We start from the raw sequence: 15,410 nt of genomic DNA, 5'->3' as shown, positions 1-15,410 counted from the left end.
CAGCGCTCAATGAGCGTTCCAGTTAACCCTAGCATACGAAAATAACCCTGGAGAACCAGGGAGCTCAAAATCAGAAATTAGCCCGCAGCAACTTTTATGACGGTCAAAGGCGCATCGACACCGACGCGCCCATTTAACGCCAACCTCAAAATGCCTACTCAGCCTTCCCTCTTCGCTCGCTCATGACTTGCCGAACGAAGGCGTTGACATCCTCCTTGACGACGCGCTCTTTCGGGCCGCTGGGTGCGACTTCGGCGAGGTCTACCCCCAGCGTACGCGCCAGCATTCGTACAGTAGGCGTCGCGTGGACTCGGTCGCCGGTCGCTTTTGTGGTGTCATTGTTCAAGGTCTTCTCCTTCCTCTACTCGAGTATCGTTTTAGCGAATGATGACGCCCGCTTAGCTGACCAGCGGAGATAACCTGGAAGGGTCGATATGAAAGCGCTGCATGGCCTTTACGACAATGTCGGCGCTGACCTCTCCTTGCTCGCAAAGTGCCACGAGGGCCATCCAGGCAATGTGGTAGCGATCGACCTCGAAGAACGCGCGCAGTTTTTCGCGGCTGTCGGAACGGCCGAAGCCATCGGTGCCCAGCACGTAGTAATCCCTCGGCACCCAGGCGCGCACCTGGTCGGCGTAAAGCTTCATGTAATCCGTGGCCGCGATGACGGGGCCTGAGCGTTTTTCGAGCGACTGCGTGAGCCAGGGTTTTTCATGCGACGCTTTCGGCTTCATGAAACGCTGCCGGTCGTACTCGAGCGCTTCGCGGCGCAGTTCGTTGAAACTGGTCACGCTCCAGACATCCGCGGCTACGCCAAAATCGAGCAGTAACTCCTGTGCGGCTTCGGCCTCGCGCAGTATGGTGCCCGAGCCCAATAGCTGAACGCGGGGTTTGGGGTCGGCCTCGCCTTCGCGCAGCAGGTACATGCCCCGAACGATGCCCTCCTGGGCGCCTTCGGGCATGGCCGGGTGGGCGTAGTTTTCGTTCATGATCGTCAGGTAGTAGAAACACTCCTTGTGGTGTTCGTACATTTCCTTCAAGCCGTGCTGTACGATGACGGCGATTTCATAGGCGTAGGTGGGGTCATAGGTGCGGCAGTTGGGAATGGCCGAGGCCATCAGGTGGCTATGGCCATCCTGGTGCTGGAGGCCTTCACCGTTGATGGTGGTACGCCCGGCGGTGCCGCCGACCATGAAGCCTCGCGTCAGCATGTCGCCGGCGGCCCAGGCAAGGTCCCCGATACGTTGAAAACCGAACATCGCGTAGTAGATATAAAACGGGATCAGCATCTTGCCGTGGTTGGCGTGAGACGTGGCCGCCGCCATCCAGGACGCCATCGCCCCGGCTTCGGTAATGCCCTCCTCGAGAATCTGCCCCTTGATATCCTCCCGGTAGTACATGATCTGCCCCGCATCGACGGGCTCGTATTGCTGCCCGTTTGCGGCGTAAATGCCCAGTTGGCGAAACATGCCTTCCATACCAAAGGTGCGCGCCTCGTCGGGGATGATGGGCACGACCCGCTCGCCAAGCGCCTTATGCTTGGTAAGCCCGGTCAAAACCCGAACGAAGGCCATCGTGGACGAAATCTTACGTTCGCCCGTACCCTTGAGCTGAGCCGCAAACATCTTGTCGTCGAGTGCCGGGATCGCCAGTGTCTCGTAATCGGTATTACGTGAGGGCAGATACCCGCCGAGCAGTTTGCGCCGGGCGTGCAGGTACTCCATTTCCGGGGAGTCGTCATCAAACCGGTAATAAGGGACCGAGCCGTTTTGAAGCTGCTCGTCGCTGATCGGGATCTCGAAACGATCACGCAGGCGCTTGAGCCCCTGAAGCTCCATGGTCTTGATGTTGTGCGCTTCCATGTCGGCCTCGCCGTGTTCGCTGCCCATGCCATACCCTTTGACGGTATGCGCGAGAATCACGGTAGGCTTGCCGTTGGTGCTTTTGACGGCTTTTTGATAGGCGGCGTAAATTTTTGAAGGATCGTGGCCGCCGCGGGCCAGGTTTTCGATGTCCTGATCCGAAAGGTGCTCGACCCGTTCGAGCAGCTCAGCGTCCTTACCGAAAAAGCGCTCGCGGGTATACGCCCCGCCCTGGGCCTTGAAGTTCTGATACTCGCCGTCGACAGTCTCGTTCATCAGCCGCTGCAGCCGGCCGTCGTGGTCGTTTTCGAGCAGTGCATCCCAGGCGCTACCCCAAACGACCTTGATCACGTTCCAGTGGCTACCCAGAAACGAGCTTTCGAGTTCCTCCATGACACGATCGTTGCCGCGTACCGGACCGTCCAGGCGCTGCAGATTGCAGTTGATCACGAAGATGAGATTGTCGAGCTTCTCACGGCTTGCCAGGTTCAACGCGCCAAGCGTCTCGACCTCATCGCATTCACCATCACCCAAAAAAGCCCATACCTTGCGCTCACCCAGGGGTTTAAGGTCTCGGTTATGCAGGTACTTCATCAGACGCGCCTGATAGATCGCCTGTATGGGGCCCAGCCCCATCGACACCGTCGAAAACTGCCAGTAGTCCGGCATGAGGTAAGGGTGTGGGTAGGATGGCAGCCCGCCGCCATCGACTTCCCGACGAAAGTGATCCAGCTGACTCTCGCTCAAACGCCCTTCTAGAAAACTTCTGGCGTAAATACCGGGTGAAATATGCCCCTGAAAATAGACCAGGTCGCCCGCGCAGTGCTGGCCAGGGCCCTTGAAGAAGTGATTGAACCCTACCTCGTAAAGCGTGCAACTGGACATATAGCTTGCCAGATGACCACCAATACTCTTGTCCTTCGCATTGGCGCGAACGACCATGGCGATACTGTTCCAGCGAATGGCGGCGCGAAGCTTGCGCTCGATAGCTGGATTACCCGGGTAGTCGGGCTGATGGCTGACATCAATAGTATTACGGTGTGCGGTATTGAACGTTCGCGCGATATTCAAACCCTGCGCTTCTGAATAAGAGTGCAAAGTATTAAAGAGATACCTGGCTCTATTTTCACCTTCTCTATCGACTACCGATGCTAATGCATCCAGCCATTCCTGTGTTTCGTTTTTATCTACCTCGACAGTATCTTTCATAAAAACCTCGAATGACATAAAACACGGGCGGGTGGTGTTTAAAAGCCCTATAAAGCAATACAAAAACCTTAATATTGACTTTAGTAGTACACAACATTACTTTGTGAAAAACACTTTCCCAGATCTGGTGAAATGAACTTAAATTATCTAAAAATTTTCGTCGTCGTGGCCGATCAAGGGTCGATCACGGCGGCATCGAAGGCGCTGGGCATCCCCAATTCGACGGTGGCCAGGCAGCTCACCCAGTTGGAGAACCAGCTGGGAAAACAGCTGATACTTCGTAGCACCCGGCACCTACGCTTGACCGAGGAAGGCAAAAGTATTTATCAAAAAGCCGCCTCCCTCATTGCCGAGCTCGATGAGGTCGAAAACGAGATAAAGTCGGAACAAGGTTACTTATCCGGAAAGATCACGCTGGCGATACCTTCCGAGTTTGGTGTCAAATGGCTTAACGAGATACTGGCCGAATTTGCACTAGTGCATCCCAATGTCTCCATCGAATGCATTACCAGCATGGCTCCACTGGATCCGGTAAGAAGAGATATCGATATCTCGATTGCCTATCATCGAGGCAACTTCGAAGACAGTAGTTTAATCATGCGCAAACTCGTTAAACTTGAAAGTGTCGTTGTCGCCTCGCCAGCGCTTATAAAAAGTCATGGCATACCGGAAAAGGTTCAGGAACTTCCAGGTTTGCCTTGTATATCGACCCTATTGGCACTCGAGCAAAACCCCTGGCACTTTATTGGCAAGAATGGCGCACTTTTTCACCTGAGCATCGAGTCGCGCTACAAGGTCGACAGCAGTCAGATGCTGATCGCCGGTGCCATGAAGGGGGTCGGCTACGCCATCATTCCCCGGGTCTTCTGCGAACAGCACCTCGCCACCGGTGAGCTGGTCGAGATCCCGCTGGATCATACCCCGGCGCCGCTGGAGATCGTGGCGATCTACCCCAACCGCTCCATCAATTACCGGTCCAAGTGGCTGGTCGAGGAGATTGCCAATGCGCTGACCCAACAGCTGGGCTGATAGGTAGAGGCTTGATTCTGAGCTTGAACCAACCACGAGAATAAAAGACGCGAGTATCTCCAATAGCTCTCTTGTTCACTTTATAAGCTTGAAAACCTCATCGAATAAATTTAATTTAGGCTCAGGATATCGAATAGTGAGTAAAGCATGTCGGAAAGAGAGTTGCCTTATCCAGACAAGCCTGTGGGAATGGGCGGATGGCTGATGTTTTATACATGGTGTATCTGCATCATATTGCCTTTTTATGGCGTATCCAAAATGCTCGAGCTACATCGAAGCCTTGAAGATATGGCCAAGCAATACGACTGGTTCATGATGTTCTGGAACACCTTGCCTTATACGATAGCGATGATCGTCATTTTCAATGTCGCGATGGTGTGGCTTCTTTATGCAAGCGACAGACGCATCGCCCGCAATATCGTCGTTGTGCTGATATGGCTGGTCGGGCCTGGGTTGGTCTTGTTTTTATTGGCGCCGGTCATGGTCTACTTTCCGCCGGAAGCCCGGGATGTTTTTGTCGGCCAAAGCCTGAATAGAGGCGCGATCGCCGTTTTATGGAGTACGCTCTGGACGCTTTACTTTTTGCGTTCAAAGCGTGTCGCGAATACCTATTGGCGATAAGGACACGGCTTGAGTGCTCGAATAGTGTGCCTTTCCAGGGCATTCGTTTAACGGAGCTCGAAAGATGCCAAGGCATTAAAAACTTCGTCAGCATAGGTCTCCCATTCACTTGTCAGTACCGATGCCATGACCTGATAGTGGCCCTCTGGGCCATCGAGTGAGGCCCACACGTAGGTAGTAGGTTCGTTTTCGGCGACATTGAATATCTGATACAAACATGCAGTGTTCTGCGCACTGCAGTGAGCGATGGGCGAGGAGAAAAGGACATCGGGATGGGTGCTCAGAAATTTATGCTCGATGGTTCGCGCATAATTATCGAGAGTAAAGGAAGGCTCCGCGGGCTCATGGTTGAGGTACATCACCAGGTTCTGTGAAGAGCTGATGGCCCTAACGATATAGCTGCCCTCATGGGTATCAAGCGCCCAAGTATCGGGCATCTTGATGCTGAAGTTATCGCTGGTAATAGTGTTAACGTCAGTGGCAGTTGGCGGCGCAGTAGCAAAAGCATCAGGCGATGTCGAGGGAGGTTTGGGCGTTTCTCGCGTCGCGCTTTCGCCAATGGGCAGATCTTTTACCTGAAAGACAATGATAATGAGCAGTGACACATTGTAGGCGTTAAAAAAGCGCTTTCGGTGTCTGCCCGCTTTGGGAAGACAGCACAACAGGGCAATAAAGGCGGGTATCACCAGCGCGGAAAACAAAGCATCAACAATCAACCCTTCCCGGTTAGCGTAACCACCAGAAGACGCGACGGTGAACAGCGCCCCCAATATAAAAAGAATGCATGCTATGACTACGCGCATCGTGTTTACTCGTGACTGGTTCATATAAAAGAGAAAAGGCGTTTACGGCTGAGCGGCCTCTGCTAACGACTCGATATAGAGCAGTGTTAATACCAGCTGGGCGTTCTTACTTCCCTGCTGGGCTGCCTGATTGAGCCAGTAAACGGCATCGCCATAGCTCACCGGGATGCTGTCTCCTTGCACATACATGCTGCCTAGATTGTATTGAGCAATAGCGTTGCCTTGGACGGCCGCAAGATGAAACCACTGCAGGGCCAACACGCGATTGCGCGGCACGCCTTGACCGGTCTGGTACATCACGCCCAGTGTGGTCTGTGCGTCGCTATCGCCTTGCTCGGCAGCCAGACGGAACCAGTACTCGGCGGTCTGTCCATCTTGTTCAAGGCCTGGGTAGCGTCGGTAGAGTTCAGCGAGATTGTACTGGGAGTCGATATGCCCTTGATCGGCCCCAAGCTGGTACCAGCGCTGGGCCTCTTCAGGATGAGCGGCAAGGTCGGCCATCAGCCCGAGCTCAAACTGCGCATCGCCATCGCCTTGTTCCGCTGCGAGTCTGAACCACTCGGCAGCGGCTTCGCTATCCTGTGCGATGCCTTCGGCACCGTCGCGGTAAAGTATTCCGATATTGAACTGGGCGACGCTGTGACCTTGTTCGGCTGCCGGGCGGTACCATTCAAGTGCCTGAAGGCTATTCTGGGCAACGCCTCTTCCGATATCATAGTGGTAGCCCAATTCGAACTGGGCATCGAGGTGATTCTGTTCGGCAGCGCGGCGGAACCAGTCGGTGGCCGCGTCTGGGTCAACGGGCGTGCCCTCGCCGTCATCGTACATGTAGCCCAACTGATATTGGGCCCCCGCATGACCTAGCTCAGCCGCTTGGGTGAACAGCTTCAAGGCCTCGCTGACACTTGGCTCAACCCCGTTGCCGTTGTAGTAAAGCCACCCCAGGTTACTATAAGCGTCCACTACGCCAAGCGCTGCGGCGTCTTCGAACCATTGAACGGCTCGATCATAATCCTGTATGACACCTTCACCGTCGCGATACATCACACCCAGATTATATAGAGCATCGGGGATCTCGTGCTCAGCGGCCAAGTGATAGAGTTCGGCCGCTTTACTGAAACTTCTTTCGACACCCAGCCCCGTATAGTACATACCCGCCAGCATGAACTGGGCATCGGGCTGGTCCTGCTTGGCCGATAGGCGAAGCCACTTCAACGCTTCCCGGCTATTCTGTTCGACATTCGTACCGTAACGGTAGCTGCTTCCGAGTTCGTATTGTGACCACGCGTCACCCTGTTTAGCTTGGGCAAAAAGTTGCTCGATATCGACACTCGAGGAGTTTTCAATAGGAGGAGTAGCCGCGTTATCCTCGACCTGGCTCCAGCTCGGGCTGGCAATCAGGAGAAGATTCAGAGTTACTGCAGCGATAGATAAACGACTAAACATGCAAGGCGATCCGAGTCTAATTAAATTTTAATTATTACAGACTCCTTATATGATCGCCATTCCTCTTTTGAAACAATGAACAAAAAAACACTTCGCGCTAGATATCCGGCGAAGTGCGTTTCCTGGCATAAAAAGTTTATCGCGAACGGTTTAAGCGCCTTCGTTCGCGTAACTAACTCGTTGCTATCGACCCCTGGAATCCGACTCTTCCAGCGGCGCTGTCCACACCGGAACATCCTCTTTCTGCGGCTCGTTTTCCTGCTCGTCCATGGCCTGGCTCAGCGCTTCTTCCAGGCGCATGAAGAGCTCGCCGTAGCGGCGGCTAAACCGCTGGCCTCCTTCGATTTCCTGCCAGGCGTTGAATAGTTCGGCGTCGTGGGCGTCTTCGTTTTGCACGAAGGACCAGGCCATCTGCTTGGCGCGCAGCGGATGAACGCCCAGGGCCGTCAGCGCGTGGCTGCCAAGCTCGAGCGCCGAATGATAGGTTTCGCTGACGACGTCATCGGCCCCGGCCTCGCGCAGGCGGTAGCCGTGGCCCCGGTCATAGGCGCGGGCCAGCACCCACACGTTCGGGTAGTAGCGTTTGACGTGCTCCACGGTGTGCACCGCGCGATCGAGATCGTCGATGGCCACCACCAACAGACGGGCTTTTTCGACCCCTGCCCGCGCCAGCAGATCACCGCGGCTGGCGTCGCCGAAATAGCTTTTGATGTTGATGCGCCGGGCGTTTTCGATTTGATTGAGTTCGAGATCGAGCGCGACCAAGGGCACGTTGCTGGCCCTTAAAAGCCGGCAAACGATTTGGCCAAAGCGCCCGGCCCCGGCGACGATGACCGGCGACTGCTCGTCGAACTCTTCGGCCTCGGGCTGGGTTTTACTTTCCAGGTAACGCGGCACCACGAGCTTGTCGAAAGCGATAAACAGAAGCGGCGTCAAGAACATGGTGAACGCCACGACCAGCGACAAAAGCTCGGCAAGTTCTTGGCCGATCACGCTATTTTGGCGGGTATAGGTCAACAATACGAAGCCGAACTCGCCGGCCTGGGCCAGGCTCAGGGTCAAGAGCCAGCCGTTGCTGCCACGAATGTGGAACACGTAGGCCAGGCTTATCAAAAGCGCGCCCTTCACCGCCATGACGCCCAGGCCCAGCAGGATAACCGCCGGCCACTGCTCGATCAGCACCTCAAAATTGATCCCCGCCCCCACGGTGATAAAGAAAAGCCCGAGCAGCAGCCCCTTGAAGGGCTCGATATTGGCCTCGAGCTCGTGCTTGAACTCGCTATTGGCCAGTACGACCCCGGCCAAAAACGCGCCGAGTGCCGGGGAGAGATTGACCAGCCCCATCAACGCGGCGATACCGATCACCAACATCAGAGCGCTGGCGGTGAATATCTCTCGCAGGTTGGACTTCACCACGTAGCGAAACAGCAGCGGCATCAGGTAGTAACCCGCGCCAATCACCATTCCCACCGCGGCGATGACCACGAGCGCGTGGGCCCAACCCGGCAGGTGCGAGACGAGATCGAAGCTTTCGTGGCTTGCCTGGCCGCCGCTCGAGTCGATACCGGGCATCGCCAGCAGCGGAATCAACGCCAGAATGGGAATCACCGCCATATCCTGGAACAACAAAATGGAGAAGGCACTGCGCCCGCCTTCGGTGGCGGCAAGGCCCTTCTCATTGAGCGTTTGCAACACGATCGCCGTGGACGAAAGCGCCAGCACCAACCCCACCGCAAGCGAGGTTTGCCAGGCCGCGCCTAACCACACGCCAATGGCGGTAGCCGCGGCAGCGCTCAACACCACCTGCAGCCCACCCAGGCCCAAAAGGCGCACGCGCATCGCCCAGAGGCTTTTAGGGTCTAGCTCCATCCCGACCAGAAACAGCATCATCACCACGCCGAACTCGGCGAAGTGCTGAATGGTATCGGTTTCTTGCCCCACCAGCCCAAGGATTGGGCCGATCGCAACGCCGGCCACCAAATACCCCAGTACCGAGCCCAGCCCGAAACGCTTGGCCAACGGTACGGCGATGACGGCCGCCAATAAATAGATAAAAGCCTGAATGAAGTACTGGGTCATTGATCTCTCGATGGGGGTTGACGCGATGACGTGTAATGCAGTGTGTAAAAGCGCGCTTTAGAACACGGCTTGACAATGAGGGTTCAATCATTATGTACTAGTACGCTAGTACATAATGATTGAATGATTAATGAGGCGTTTGCATCGTGTCCAAAAACGTACCGGAAGATGATTACAGGGCGCAGCTCGTGCGCTACTTGCTCGATGTTGACTCGGCACAGGCGATGGATAGCGCATTAGATAGCCTGCTAACGCCTTCAGAATATCAGGAAATCAGTAAACGGCTACAAATTTTTAAGCTCCTCGACGAGGGAGTGGCGCACCGTAAAATCGCCGAAACCCTGGGCGTTGGCATCGCGACGGTTTCGCGCGGCGCCAAGGCATTTTTACCCGCTACCGCTGCCCACAAGGATACCCCATGAGTGCCGGCCCGACCCCGTTTAGCCTGCCGCGCAAGCCCCACTACGTGACGCTTGCCGCCGACTGCGATTTCTTCGCGCTGTTTCAGAAAATCGAACGCGCTTTCGATAATTGCTACATGCTCGAATCCCTCGGCGAAGATAGCCACATGGCGCGCCACTCCATCATCGGCTTCGACCCGGAGTACCTGGTTTACGCCAACGGCCAAACGCTCACCATCGAGCACCGGGACGGCGAGACCAACGCCTACCCAAGCGACAACCCTTATGAGCTTTTACGCTCACTAATGCCGCAAAACATTATTTCGCGCAAGTACGCCGGCGGCCTTTCCGGCTATCTTGGCTACGACGCCATGCAGTATTTCGAGCCCTCGCTCTCCCTCAAGGCAAGCGAGGACTTCGATACCTTTCGCTTCGGCCTTTATAAAGACGGGTTGATTCTCGATAAGATGACCGGCGAGGTCACCTACTTCTACTATGACCATAGCCGCTTCGAGTTTCTTCAAAACCTGATCGACACCGACGACGTGACCCCGGGGGCGCTGAAAATTACCGCCCAGGGCGACACCATGAGCCAGGCCGAGCACGCCCAGGCGGTCGCTAAAGTGAAGCAGGACATCATCGACGGCAAGATCTTTCAGTGTGAGGTCGGCTTTAAAAAGCGCTTCAAGGTCGAAGGTGACACCCTGGCGCTTTACGGCGAGCTTCGCCGCATCAACCCGTCGCCGCAGATGTACTACGTCAAATTCGGCGAGCAGCGCCTGATCGGTGCAAGCCCGGAGCTTCTATTTCGCCTGCGCCAGGGCGAAATGGAGACCTTCCCGTTGGCCGGCACGACCACCCGGGGCAAGACCGAGCAGGAAGACACTCAGCTTGCCCGCACGCTTTTGAACGACCCCAAGGAGATCGCCGAGCACAATATGATCGTCGACCTGCACCGCAACGACATCGGCCGGGTCGCCCAGTTCGGCACGGTCAAGGTGCGAAGCCTGATGGACATCAAGCGCTTTAGCCACGTGCAGCATATCTCCAGCGAGATCGTCGGCATCATCGACCAAAACGAGGATATGTTCACCGCCCTTGCCAGCAACTTCCCCGCCGGCACGCTCACCGGGGCGCCCAAGATCGAGGCGATGAAAATCATCGACGAGCTGGAAGTCGACGGGCGTGGGCCCTACGGCGGCGCGGTGGGCCAGTTCTCCTTCAACGGCGACTGCACCTTCGCGATTCCCATTCGTACCGTATTCGTCAACGGCGAGCGCGCCTATGTGCAAACCTGTGGCGGCAACGTGTTCGACTCCAACGCCGAGGACGAGTACGAAGAGATCCGCCGGAAATTCGCCGGCACGCGCAAAGCCCTGGCCCCCTTTATGAAGACGGAGAGCCCCGCATGAAGGTGCTGATCATCGATAACTACGACTCTTTCACCTACAACCTGTATCAGTTCATTGGTGAGATTTTAAGCGTCGAGAAAAACCGGGGCGCCATCGAACGCTTCGAGATTCTGGTCAAGCGCAACGACCAGATCGATTTCGAAGAGGTAAAGGCGCTCGAGGCGGACCGCATCATCATTTCCCCCGGGCCCGGCTCGCCGGATGACCCGCGCTACTTCGGGGTCTGCTTTGATGTAATCGAGAAACTCGGCACGACCACGCCGCTGCTGGGCGTGTGTTTGGGCATGCAAGGTATCGTGCATGTATTCGGCGGTCAGGTGATCAAGGCGCCGCTGCCCATGCACGGCAAGATTAGCCCGATTAACCACAACCACCGCTCGGTCTTCAACGGCGTGCCGGACCAGCTCGAGGTGATGCGTTACCACTCGCTGATTGCGGATGCGGCCTCGCTGCCGGAATGCCTGGACGTAACCGCGACGGTAGGCGGGCTAGGCGCGGAGAGCTTCGCCGAGCGCGCGCGCTGGCAGGCCGCGGGGGAGTTCGAGCTGATGGGCGTCAAACACCGCGACTACCCTATTCACGGTATCCAGTTTCACCCGGAATCCTTCGCCACCGAAGGCGGCAAGGAGCTGATCGGCAACTTTCTGTTCGCCCCTTACCAGTAAGCCTTACTTGCGCCGTGGGCCGGGCTTGCCCGCCTTGCCCCGCCCCGGCGCCTTGCCCGCCGGTTTACCGGTGGATGCCCCCTTGGCCCCGGCCTTACCCGCGCCACCGGCTTTGACCGGCTTGCCGCGGCCCGCGGGCTTGCCTTTGGCCCCGGCGGCGGCTTTACCCGCGCCCTGGGGCTTGCCGCCCCTGGCGCCGGCTTTCGCCTCTTTGCGCTTGCCGGTCGGAGGGGCGGCTTTACCGCCAGGCTTGCCGGCACCTTTAGCCGTATTGCTACCCGCACTTCTTCCCGCGCCCTGCCCGCCTCCGGCGCCTTTATTGGCTTGGGGCTTTTGCGCCCCGCCCTTGGGCGCGCGCGGCTTTTTGGGCGCATCGGGGGTCGGGTCCGAGTCCTTGATGAGCTCGCTTAACGTGTCGATCTCTTTGGGTGTTAAATCGCGCCAGTCGCCGGTGGCCAGCCCCTTGAGCGAGACGTTCATGATCCGCGTACGCACGAGCTCGGTGACCTCGAACCCAAAGTATTCGCACATGCGGCGAATCTGGCGGTTGAGGCCCTGCACCAGGGTAATGTTGAAGCTGAATTTGGTCAGGCGCTCCACTTTGCACTTTTTGGTGACCTGGCCAAGAATCGGCACGCCCTTTTGCATACCTTCGATGAAGTCGTCGGTCACCGGCTTATTCACCGTGACCACGTACTCTTTTTCGTGTTGGTTGTTGGCGCGCAGGATCTTGTTGACCAGATCGCCATTGTTGGTCAGAAAGATCAGCCCCTGGGAGTCCTTATCGAGGCGCCCAATGGGAAAGATACGCACGCCGTGCTGGACGAAGTCCACGATGTTGTCCTTTTCGCTCGACTCGGTGGTGCTGACGATGCCCACCGGCTTGTTGAGCGCGATCAGCACCAGGTCCTCTTCCTCCTGGGGTTCGATCTCCTGGCCGTTGACCTTGACCCGATCCCCCGCCACCACTTGATCGCCGGTCGTCGCGCGGCGCCCGTTGAGCCATACGTTGCCCTGTTCGACGAAGCGGTCGGCCTCACGGCGCGAGCAAAGCCCGCTCTCGCTGATGTACTTGTTGATTCGGGTCGATTTTTTAAGCGACATAGCACGCCTGAATTGCGTTAAAAATGAAACGCCGCCACCCGAAGGCGGCGGCAAGAAGGCTTTTGCGTAGCGTCTAGCCGGTGTTGCGCAGCCCCGCGGCGATACCCGCCATGGTCACCATCAGGGCGCGGGATAGATCGGCGCTGATCGCCCCGTCAGCGTCCCGGTTACGTTGCAAAAGCTCGGCCTGTAAGCCGTGCAGCGGGTCGATGTAGGGATTGCGCACGTCGATCGCCTGGCGGATCAAGGGCGTGTTTTCCAACAGCGCCTCTTGACCCGCGATATCCAGCACGGCGACTTCCAAACGCTCGAAACGCTCTCTGAGCTTTTTGCCCAGCGCCTTGAGCGAGGGCTCGTCGACCAGCCGGTGCTCGTAGTAGGCGGCAATGGCGACATCCGCCTTCGCCAGCAGCATCTCCAGCATGTCCAGGTAGGTACCAAAAAACGGCCACTGGTTGCGCATTTCCTGAAGCACTTCGCGCCCACCAGGCTGGGCCAGGCGTTCGGTAAAGGCTTCGCCGCTACCCAGCCAGGCCGGCAGCATCAAACGAATCTGGGTCCAGGCGAATATCCAGGGAATCGCGCGCAAAGTTTCCACGCCGCCGTCCTGGCGGCGCTTGGTCGGCCGTGAACCCAGCGGCAGCCGACCCAACGCCCCTTCCGGGGTCACCGCACGAAAATAGGGGACGAAATCCGGATCTTCGCGCACCACCCCCACATAACCGGCGTGGGCGACGCTCGCCAGCTTGTCCATCTCCTCGCGCCACTTGGGTTCCGGGGCCGGCGGCGGCAAGAGCGTGGCCTCGAGCACCGCGCAGGCGTAGATCTCCATGGAGCGAAGGGCAATATCCGGCTGACCGAACTTGAAGCGGATCATCTCGCCCTGCTCGGTCACGCGCAGGCTTCCGTTCACCGACCCGGGCGGCTGGGAGAGAATCGCCGCGTGGGCCGGACCGCCGCCACGGCCTACGGTGCCGCCGCGGCCGTGAAACAGCGTCAAATCCACGCCGTGGCGCTTACACACCTCGACCAAAGACTCCTGGGCGCGGTACTGCGCCCAGGCAGCCGCGAGTTGACCGGCGTCCTTGGCGGAGTCCGAGTAGCCGATCATCACCTCCTGGCGGTCCTTCACCAGCGCCCGGTAGCCAGGCAGCGCCAGCAGTTTGTCGATCGCCCCGGCGGCGTTATCCAGGTCGTTGAGCGTCTCGAAAAGCGGCGCGATGGGCAGCGTCACCCGCCCGCCGACCTCCTTCATGAGCAGCGCCACGGTCAACACGTCCGAAGGCTCGGCGGCCATGGAAATGATGTAGGTGCCCAGCGCCTCGGCGTGCTCGCTTGCGATCACCTTGAAGGTATCGATCACCTCGCGCGACTCCGCCGAGCACTCCCAACGCCGGGGAATCAAGGGCCGGTTGGAGGCGAGCTCCTCGAGCAGGAACGCCTGGCGGTCGGCTTCGTCCCACTGCTGGTAGTGGCCAAGCCCCAGCTCGCTGGTCAGCTCCTCCATGAGCTGGGCGTGGCGGCTCGCTTCCTGGCGCAAATCCAGCTTGGTGAGCGTGACGCCGAACACTGCCACCCGGCGCAGGGTATCGAGCAGCGCGCCGTTGGCGATGGTGTCCAGGCCCACATCGCACAGCGAGCGATAGCAGGCCAAAAGCGGCGCGTAGAGCTGATCACGCGTTTCGATGATCGGGCCGCCATCGAAGTTCTGCCCGTCGAGTTCGGCCTTCGCCCAGTCCCGGGTCGCCTCGACCCGGGTCAGAAGCCGTTTCAAAAGCTCGCGGTAGGGCTCGGTGGCCTCGCCAACTTCGGCTTTCAGGGCGCTATTGGCCTTCCACATGGAGAGTTCGGTCTTGAGCTGCTCCAGATCACGCAGGTACAGATCGGCGGCCATCCAGCGGCCCAGCAGCAACACCTCACGGGTGACCCGGGCGGTGACGTTCGGGTTGCCGTCGCGGTCGCCGCCCATCCAGGAAGCGTAACGGATCGGCGCGGCGTCCAGCGGCAGGCGCTCGCCGGCGCTCTCCAGCAGCAGGTTATCCAGGTCGCGGTGAAAATCCGGCACCGCCTGCCAAAGCGAGTTTTCGATCACCGCAAAGCCCCACTTGGCCTCGTCCACCGGCGTGGGGCGCTCGTGGCGAATCTCGTCCGTGTGCCAGGCCTGGCTGATCAGCTCGTTCAGGCGCCCGCGGGCGCGCTCGCCGCGTTCCGGGTAGTCATCGGCGCTTTCGATAGCGGTCAGGCAGTCGTCGATGGCGTCGTACTTTTGAATCAGCGTGCGGCGAATGACTTCGGTGGGATGAGCGGTCAGCACCAGCTCGACGCGCATGTTGGCAAGCGTTTCGACCAGCGAGCGCGGCGAGTTGCCGGCCTCGCGAGCACGGTTCAAGAGCTCGCCGAGCGCGGGCTGCATGCCGGGCTTGTAGTCTTCGACCCGGCGAAAGCGCGCCCGGTAGTGCTGCTCGGCAATATTGGCCAGGTTCAAGAACTGGTTGAACGCCCGGGTCACCGGCAGAAGATCGCGCTCGGGCAGCTCGCGTAGATACTCGATCAGCGCACGCTGCTGAAGCGTATCGCCCTGGCGGCCCTGTTTGGCGTGGGCGCGGATCGTCTCGATTTTATCGACGAACGGCTGGCCCAGATCGTCGGCAATGGTGCGGCCCAGGCTGTCACCCAAAATACGTACGTTCTCCCGCAGGGACTCGTGTAAATCATGACTCATACCTGACCTCCTTGGAATTCGTTGTTTTTAAGCCTGGTTCGTTTCGCCCGGCCTGTT

12 protein-coding genes are annotated in these 15,410 nt (G+C 58.2%); 5 read left to right on the top strand and 7 right to left on the bottom strand.

Going from position 1 to position 15,410, the window contains the following annotated elements:
* Positions 1 to 154: 154 nt before the first annotated feature.
* Positions 155 to 346: an E3 binding domain-containing protein gene (locus tag ACWHVV_RS08515; RefSeq protein ID WP_447928946.1), complete on the bottom strand. Its 192-nt coding sequence runs from the start codon at positions 344 to 346 to the stop codon at positions 155 to 157.
* Positions 347 to 398: 52 nt separating this feature from the next.
* Positions 399 to 3,071, bottom strand: a complete 2,673-nt coding sequence (aceE, locus tag ACWHVV_RS08510; RefSeq protein ID WP_447928945.1) for a pyruvate dehydrogenase (acetyl-transferring), homodimeric type — start codon at positions 3,069 to 3,071, stop codon at positions 399 to 401.
* 132 nt (positions 3,072 to 3,203) lie between these two features.
* On the opposite strand from aceE, the gene ACWHVV_RS08505 reads away from it, so the two are divergent.
* Both ACWHVV_RS08505 and ACWHVV_RS08500 read left to right on the top strand, forming a co-directional pair.
* Entirely contained in the window at positions 3,204 to 4,100 is an 897-nt protein-coding gene (locus tag ACWHVV_RS08505) for a LysR family transcriptional regulator (RefSeq protein ID WP_447928944.1), read from the top strand.
* Between the two features lie 147 nt (positions 4,101 to 4,247).
* On the top strand, positions 4,248 to 4,721 hold the full coding sequence (locus ACWHVV_RS08500; protein ID WP_447928943.1) for a DUF2569 family protein: 474 nt from the start codon (positions 4,248 to 4,250) through the stop codon (positions 4,719 to 4,721).
* Positions 4,722 to 4,768: 47 nt separating this feature from the next.
* On the opposite strand, the gene ACWHVV_RS08495 is transcribed toward ACWHVV_RS08500, so the two are convergent.
* The 3 genes from ACWHVV_RS08495 to ACWHVV_RS08485 form a co-directional block, all read right to left on the bottom strand.
* Positions 4,769 to 5,524 (bottom strand): hypothetical protein, encoded by a 756-nt coding sequence (locus tag ACWHVV_RS08495; RefSeq protein WP_447928942.1) that lies wholly within the window; start codon positions 5,522 to 5,524, stop codon positions 4,769 to 4,771.
* Between the two features lie 42 nt (positions 5,525 to 5,566).
* Complete coding sequence (locus ACWHVV_RS08490) at positions 5,567 to 6,970, bottom strand: tetratricopeptide repeat protein (RefSeq protein ID WP_447928941.1); 1,404 nt, start codon at positions 6,968 to 6,970, stop codon at positions 5,567 to 5,569.
* 183 nt (positions 6,971 to 7,153) lie between these two features.
* Positions 7,154 to 9,049, bottom strand: coding sequence for a monovalent cation:proton antiporter-2 (CPA2) family protein (locus ACWHVV_RS08485; protein WP_447928940.1), 1,896 nt, complete (start codon positions 9,047 to 9,049; stop codon positions 7,154 to 7,156).
* A 146-nt stretch (positions 9,050 to 9,195) separates the two neighbouring features.
* Between ACWHVV_RS08485 and ACWHVV_RS08480 the strand changes: the two genes are divergently transcribed.
* The 3 genes from ACWHVV_RS08480 to ACWHVV_RS08470 are packed head-to-tail and all read left to right on the top strand — an operon-like array spanning position 9,196 to position 11,527.
* Positions 9,196 to 9,471, top strand: a complete 276-nt coding sequence (locus ACWHVV_RS08480) for a Trp family transcriptional regulator (protein WP_447928939.1) — start codon at positions 9,196 to 9,198, stop codon at positions 9,469 to 9,471.
* Positions 9,468 to 10,862, top strand: coding sequence for an anthranilate synthase component I family protein (locus tag ACWHVV_RS08475; RefSeq protein WP_447928938.1), 1,395 nt, complete (start codon positions 9,468 to 9,470; stop codon positions 10,860 to 10,862). The genes ACWHVV_RS08480 and ACWHVV_RS08475 overlap by 4 nt, the downstream gene beginning before the upstream one ends.
* On the top strand, positions 10,859 to 11,527 hold the full coding sequence (locus tag ACWHVV_RS08470) for an anthranilate synthase component II (protein WP_447928937.1): 669 nt from the start codon (positions 10,859 to 10,861) through the stop codon (positions 11,525 to 11,527). The genes ACWHVV_RS08475 and ACWHVV_RS08470 overlap by 4 nt, the downstream gene beginning before the upstream one ends.
* A 3-nt stretch (positions 11,528 to 11,530) precedes the next feature.
* Here ACWHVV_RS08470 and rluF read toward each other — a convergent pair whose 3' ends face one another.
* Both rluF and ppc read right to left on the bottom strand, forming a co-directional pair.
* The gene (gene rluF, locus ACWHVV_RS08465; RefSeq protein WP_447928936.1) at positions 11,531 to 12,631 is read right to left on the bottom strand and encodes a 23S rRNA pseudouridine(2604) synthase RluF; all 1,101 of its coding nucleotides are present in this window, start codon (positions 12,629 to 12,631) and stop codon (positions 11,531 to 11,533) included.
* Positions 12,632 to 12,704: 73 nt separating this feature from the next.
* Positions 12,705 to 15,353, bottom strand: a complete 2,649-nt coding sequence (gene ppc / locus ACWHVV_RS08460) for a phosphoenolpyruvate carboxylase (protein ID WP_447928935.1) — start codon at positions 15,351 to 15,353, stop codon at positions 12,705 to 12,707.
* Between the last annotated feature and the right edge of the window lie 57 nt (positions 15,354 to 15,410).

The sequence above is a fragment of the Vreelandella sp. EE27 genome (assembly GCF_968206495.1).
Note: the sequence above shows the minus strand (reverse complement) of the source record. Positions and strands in the feature narration are given on the sequence as shown.

Coding starts and splice junctions, on each gene's coding strand:
- ACWHVV_RS08490 (WP_447928941.1), bottom strand. CDS start 6,970: ATGTTTAGTCGTTTATCTATCGCTGCAGTAACTCTGAATCTTCTCCTG.
- ACWHVV_RS08495 (WP_447928942.1), bottom strand. CDS start 5,524: ATGCGCGTAGTCATAGCATGCATTCTTTTTATATTGGGGGCGCTGTTC.
- ACWHVV_RS08470 (WP_447928937.1), top strand. CDS start 10,859: ATGAAGGTGCTGATCATCGATAACTACGACTCTTTCACCTACAACCTG.
- ppc (WP_447928935.1), bottom strand. CDS start 15,353: ATGAGTCATGATTTACACGAGTCCCTGCGGGAGAACGTACGTATTTTG.
- aceE (WP_447928945.1), bottom strand. CDS start 3,071: ATGAAAGATACTGTCGAGGTAGATAAAAACGAAACACAGGAATGGCTG.
- ACWHVV_RS08475 (WP_447928938.1), top strand. CDS start 9,468: ATGAGTGCCGGCCCGACCCCGTTTAGCCTGCCGCGCAAGCCCCACTAC.
- ACWHVV_RS08505 (WP_447928944.1), top strand. CDS start 3,204: ATGAACTTAAATTATCTAAAAATTTTCGTCGTCGTGGCCGATCAAGGG.
- ACWHVV_RS08500 (WP_447928943.1), top strand. CDS start 4,248: ATGTCGGAAAGAGAGTTGCCTTATCCAGACAAGCCTGTGGGAATGGGC.
- rluF (WP_447928936.1), bottom strand. CDS start 12,631: ATGTCGCTTAAAAAATCGACCCGAATCAACAAGTACATCAGCGAGAGC.
- ACWHVV_RS08485 (WP_447928940.1), bottom strand. CDS start 9,049: ATGACCCAGTACTTCATTCAGGCTTTTATCTATTTATTGGCGGCCGTC.